The 5,602-nt window shown below is 38.2% G+C and carries 5 protein-coding genes; 2 read left to right on the top strand and 3 right to left on the bottom strand.

Translation table 11 applies throughout. From position 1 onward, the window contains the following. The coding region (locus Q0625_RS04070) for a hypothetical protein (RefSeq protein WP_298823675.1) at window positions 1–777 on the top strand (777 nt) is incomplete at its 5' end. Between the two features lie 268 nt (window positions 778–1,045). On the opposite strand, the gene Q0625_RS04065 is transcribed toward Q0625_RS04070, so the two are convergent. Both Q0625_RS04065 and Q0625_RS04060 read right to left on the bottom strand, forming a co-directional pair. Further along, window positions 1,046–2,218, bottom strand: coding sequence for a toxin-antitoxin system YwqK family antitoxin (locus Q0625_RS04065; protein ID WP_298823674.1), 1,173 nt, complete (start codon window positions 2,216–2,218; stop codon window positions 1,046–1,048). A 40-nt stretch (window positions 2,219–2,258) separates the two neighbouring features. Then, window positions 2,259–3,116 carry a hypothetical protein gene (locus Q0625_RS04060; protein ID WP_298823672.1) on the bottom strand — a complete coding sequence of 286 codons (858 nt, stop codon included), beginning with the start codon at window positions 3,114–3,116 and terminating at the stop codon, window positions 2,259–2,261. A 115-nt stretch (window positions 3,117–3,231) separates the two neighbouring features. Here Q0625_RS04060 and brnQ point away from each other — a divergent pair, with 115 nt between their 5' ends. Further along, entirely contained in the window at window positions 3,232–4,536 is a 1,305-nt protein-coding gene (brnQ, locus tag Q0625_RS04055) for a branched-chain amino acid transport system II carrier protein (protein ID WP_298823670.1), read from the top strand. 64 nt (window positions 4,537–4,600) lie between these two features. On the opposite strand, the gene Q0625_RS04050 is transcribed toward brnQ, so the two are convergent. Then, entirely contained in the window at window positions 4,601–5,512 is a 912-nt protein-coding gene (locus Q0625_RS04050) for a DUF5655 domain-containing protein (protein ID WP_298823668.1), read from the bottom strand. Window positions 5,513–5,602: the final 90 nt, after the last annotated feature.

Here is a 5,602-nt window from a genome sequence, read left to right as displayed (position 1 = left end):
CTATTGTCCTTCATACTATTACTGCTTGTGCTTTTGAGCAGTTGTAGGCCTGCAAAAGAGGTGCCTGTCAATGAGGAGCCTACTCTTTTTAGCAGGCTGGGGGATAGTGAGTATTGGAGAGAGCAATACTCGGAGGCTCTTTGGAAGAAGCGAGAGGCAGAGCATTTACAAGATTTTTATGAGAACCCCTTAATCGATGAGCAAGATATAGCTCTTTTACAGCCCTTTATCAAACAATGGTTAGACTTCTATCACCTTGACCTCCGTCAGGCACGAATGATAGACAGTCATGAGATGCCCTTAGATAGAAAACCCGACAAGGAAACAGTACTCTACATAGGAGAATACAATATTTGTTCTCATTGGGAAAATAATAAGGATTACAATTACTATTGTTTTTTCTATGCTCCCAACAAAACCCGTTATATCAATTATGGATATGACTGCTCGTTTGACAATGAGAAGTTTGAGCTGTTACGAGATGTAGAACAGCCTGTAGTCTTTGTTGATAAGAAGAAGAAGCTCCTCATCCAAATCCTCTATTTAGGAATAAGTTCTGCTGCACAAGATGTCTTTTGGATTGACAATGATCGCTTTGTACTTGTAGGTTATAACAGTTATCCAGATGAGTTTCTTATTTGGTATTTTGACATCAAAAAATCTTTAGCAAAAGACTATCAAATGCTTTCACCTATTCCCCTTGACTCCTTCCCTTATTACCCCTCTACACCTATCCAAAAAGCCAAAGCAGCAGGGCTAACAATTCAAAACAAATGACTGATACTATAATTAGATTAAGAAACACCTTTACCACTTGTATAAATGCAGAAAAAACATTATCTTTGTTCCTTATTTTAGATCTATTTACATTAATTACCCACTAAAAATATAGAATATATGAGATATTTGTTGTTTTTTGTTGTACTATTCTCCTATGGACAAGAAGGAGCTATTTGGAATAGGATAATACCTTAGCCAGAGAACTCATGAAGGTTGTTTCTCAAGAGAAAGTAGAGGTTGTCTTTTGCTAAGTGGTCATTAGTCACTATTCGTAGTCCACTGTCTTGATGCGGTTACCTTTCTCAAAAATCACTTCAGTGGTGAGCTTACCTGAGGCATCATTATACTTCCAAGTGCCGTCCCTTTCGTCGTCCTTGAAATTGCCCTCTACACGTACCTTACCACTGGGGTAATATTCCTTATAATTACCCTGCAAGTTACCCGCTACATAGGTATATTGGTTGTGTAGCACTCCCTTGTCATTGTATTCCTTCCAAACACCTTCTTTGAAGTTGTTCTTATACATACCCTCTTCCTTTAGGGTACCATTACTATTGTATTGGACATATTTTCCTTCCTTACCATCATTCTTATAGTTGATTTCCTCCTTTAGCTTACCATTATTAGAGAAAAATTGCTTCTTGTTGACCAATTTATCCTCGTTAAAAGTCTCTTGCTGTACCAATATACCTGCATCGGTATAGACTTTCTTATCACCATGGAGCTTAAAGTCCTTATAAGAAACCTCACTCTCTACCTTTCCATTTTTATAGAACTCACGGAGGGTATAAGTTCCCTTGTCCTTGAATTCTTTTTCTTCGCGAGGTAGTCCATTTTCCCATACATCTTGCCACTTCCCTGTAGGCTTATCATTGTCATAGTACTGAGTGGAAGTATAGTCGCCACGGTTGCTCATCATCTTTTGCCATTGCTTGCCATGGAGCTTACCTTCTTTGTAGGTCTCTATACGTTGGAGTTTTTCGTCACTATCATATACCTTCGATTCGCCATTGGGCTTGCCATCCTTGTAGGAAAGTTCCTTACGGAGCTTACCATTGCTACTATATTCCTTGCAGATACCGTCCAACTTTCCATCCTTATAGTTGCGTAGTTCTTTTTCCTTCCCTTCGTCGTTATACTTAACACTCTTTCCGTTAAGCACTCCCTTTTTGAAGTTCTGTTCTGCAAGTAGTTCTCCACGGCTACTATAAGACTTGAGTGTGCCGTCCATACGACCTTTTTCAAAGGTAACCTCATAGTAGGCACCTCCGCCAAGGGCCACCTTATAATGTCCTTCCAAGGGTTCCCCTGTTTTTTCCAATTTGTACAAATGCTCCGTACCGAATACTTGTTCGTCTATCTCGTCATCGGAGAGGAATTTCTGTGCATACCCCCCTAGAGAGGCGAATAAAGTAATAATCAAAAAGAGTTTTCTCATAACTGTAAATTATTAATTGTCAAATATTAATGATGTGTCACTAGTCATTATTAAAGTCTTCCGCTGTATAATCTAAAAAATAGTCCAATCCTATAACTGTTTGGTACTCTTCGGGGAGCTTAGTCAGGCGTATTTCTTTTTCCTTGGTAAAGCCATAAAGATTCCTACCCTTTAGAAATGTTTTTCCTTTAGTGGCTACATCGGGTAGGATATACTCCAAGGTATCCAACTCCTCTCCATGCCAACGATATTTGTACAGCTCCACATGTCCTGGCCGGCCATAACCTATCCCACGAATAAGATGCTCCTTAGGATAAAAAGTTGGGTTTATGAGTTCTATATAGGAAAGTTGTCCCTCCTTTTTCTCTGGGGAGAGGTAGAGGTAATAAATATCTCTCCTACAACATCCCAAAGAAGGATAGAATGTCAGTGCAAAATCTTTGACCTTATCTCCATTGGCATCAAAGATAGTATCAGAGGGAACTGTCATCCAAGGGAAATACTCAGAGAGTTTTTCCTGCATAACATCGTGATCAATTCTATATAACCTTACCAAAGTATTGACATAATCAGACGCATAGATAACTGCATAATAAGTTTCTTCAAAGTATTTTTGTACCTTAATATCAACCCTAATATGAGGTGTATCACCCTCTCCCTTATCAAAATCATAGGTATATTCCCAATCCTCTCCATGAAAAGAATCCGCTATTTTCTGGAGCGCATCTACCATAGCCTTCCCCAAGAGGAGCTCATTTTCTACATTCTTAGAAAAATAGCGCTGCTCCTTAGCCTCAACAACTGCATCAGAAGCTATCTGAGAGGATTCTTCTTGTTGCTTGGAAGAAGAGAGACACCCCACAAGCATAAGAAAAGAAAGAAAGCAACTATATCTCATAAAAGAAGCTATAAATAATTAACCGACAAATATACAAAAAAAATTATAGCCAACATGATTTGTTTGTGATTTTTTTTGTAATTTTACGCCCGTTTTTATATGTATTACGTATTTTATGGATAAAAAGAAGTTTTTAACCCTCACCACTACTGGTTTTGCGCTTTTTGCTATGTTTTTCGGGGCAGGCAACTTAGTGATTCCCCCCTATATAGGATTGAAAATGGGGGCAGCCAGTGGGGCAGCCTTTGTAGGCTTTTTCCTTTCAGGTATCTTTATCCCTTTTTTGGCCGTACTGATGGTCAGCTCCATAGGGAGCTCTTTCAGCGATTTAGGAAAACGATTCCCTGCACCTTTTGTCAATAGTTTGGTGGTACTTATCATCGTAGTATTTGGCCCCATTGTCTGTGTGCCACGCTCTGGTTCTACCACTTATGAGGTAGCCATAGAGCCTTTCTTTCCTATGGTCGGCAAAATAACCTTTGGAGTCATTTTCTTTGCCATTACCCTATTTTTGGCTTTATCCCGTTCCAAATTGGTAGATATCATAGGACGTTGGCTTACCCCTATCCTATTTCTGTCTCTGATTGTTCTCATCGTAGAGGGAACTATCAATGCCCCCAAAGGGCTCACCGACAATGGAGTAGGATTCAGAGAGGCTTTTACCTTTGGTTTTTCCACTGGTTACCTTACCTTGGACGTGCTTTCAGGAGTGATTTTCTCAGGGTTGATTATTTCGGCTATCATACAGAAAGGTTATAGTTCAGAGCAACAGAAAAGGGAAATTACCATCCTTTCAGGTATTATTGCGGCAGGGTGCTTGATATTTATCTATGGAGGTCTGCTGTATCTAGGAGCTACTTCCGATGTGGTTGCTGGAGAGAATGTGAAGTATATAGATATCCTCAAGCACATAGCCCACAATGGTTTGGGCAGCTATGGAGCGGTAATTATTTCAATAGCGGTAGCCTTTGCCTGCCTAACTACAGCTGTAGCTATTGTCTCCGCTATGGGAGCCATTTTCGAAACGCTTAGTCATGGACGTATTCCTTACCGCTGCGGCGTATGGGTGTGTTGTATTGTGTCCTTTGTGCTCTCTATCCAAAGCGTAGATGAGATTATCCACTATGCAGGTTATATCTTGGATTTTGTATATCCTATCACCATCGCCTTAACCTTATTCATACTGATATTTGGCAAACGTGTACGAGCAAAAGCACCCTATATCATAGGAGTGAGTTTTACAGCTGTTTTTTCGGCGATATTTGTTATAGGCAATCTTATAGACAGCGAAAGCATCAAAGCCCTACAAATGAGCCTCCCATTAGCTCAATATCATATAGAATGGTTGCTGCCTGCTTTTGTGGCATTTGGAATCACTTATTTAGTGAAAAGTGAAAAACGAAAAGTGATTAATGACTAATGACGAGTGATCAATAAAATAATAAGCCAAGGAGAAGTTCTCTTTGGCTTTTTTGATAGCAATATTATAGTCCTTGTTTTATAAGACTCATTACATATTCCAAGTGTTTGGTATCGGAAACTATGATTTGATAATCTCCATTACCATGATGTCCTAATTCAGAAATATCCTTAGTGAGATTCTTAGGATCTTCTAAATCACCTTTCTTTACATTTATAAAAATCTTTAAGCCTTTACTCAATAACTGAATATCTGCGATATTCTTTCTGTCTTTCTTAAAAGCAATATATATTTTTTTAGGGACAACCACTACTTCAGGAGAAAGATTTAAAATAGCCTGTTTGAAATCATTATAGAGTTCTATGACCTCTTCTGTTTTCCCTTTGTAAAAATCTTCCTCCTGATAAGTTTTAATCTCCTCAGTTATTTTGGATAGTTCTGTATCTTTCTCTGAGGTTGAGGTAAGCTTTATACTAGGGGCAGCTTGTGATTTCTGAACTCCATCTATGACGATGATATTATTCTCGAATCGTTTTACCTCCCATAATTCTATATTCAAGTCTTTGAAATCTACCGCTTGCTTCTGTGTCTGATTAAAGGCGGGGCTTACAAAGACTATTTTACTTTGTGACCAATCCACCTCATTCTTTTTAAGGCTTTTATTCAATGCCTCATTGTATTCTAACACAAAATCAGCTTTATATTTAAGCAAGGTATTAAGATAAGCCACTCCTTGGTCAAAAACACTATAGTTATGACCTCGCTTGTATTCTATAATAACGAAAGCACTATTTTCTATATCAAAAGCTAAAGTATCTATACGTTGATTTTGAATAGAAAATTCAGACTTTACAAATTCTAAACCTGTAATCTGAAATAAGTTCTTCTCAAATAATTGTTGTATCTCCTTCTCCAACTTAAAAGGAATTTCTCTGAGGTCTAACAAAGAGGATTTGTTATCTTGAAATAGTTGCATCTTCAATAATGATTAATGAGATCAGAAACAATAGTAAAAAACCGAACTATTCATCAGAATAATTCGGTTTTCTAAAAGAAGGCGGCGACA

The sequence above is a fragment of the uncultured Capnocytophaga sp. genome (genome assembly GCF_938029845.1).
GTDB lineage: Bacteria > Bacteroidota > Bacteroidia > Flavobacteriales > Flavobacteriaceae > Capnocytophaga.
The sequence above is the reverse complement of the archived record's forward strand: the minus strand, read 5'-3'. Positions and strand labels throughout refer to the sequence as shown.

Coding starts and splice junctions, on each gene's coding strand:
- Q0625_RS04065 (WP_298823674.1), bottom strand. CDS start 2,218: ATGAGAAAACTCTTTTTGATTATTACTTTATTCGCCTCTCTAGGGGGG.
- brnQ (WP_298823670.1), top strand. CDS start 3,232: ATGGATAAAAAGAAGTTTTTAACCCTCACCACTACTGGTTTTGCGCTT.
- Q0625_RS04050 (WP_298823668.1), bottom strand. CDS start 5,512: ATGCAACTATTTCAAGATAACAAATCCTCTTTGTTAGACCTCAGAGAA.
- Q0625_RS04060 (WP_298823672.1), bottom strand. CDS start 3,116: ATGAGATATAGTTGCTTTCTTTCTTTTCTTATGCTTGTGGGGTGTCTC.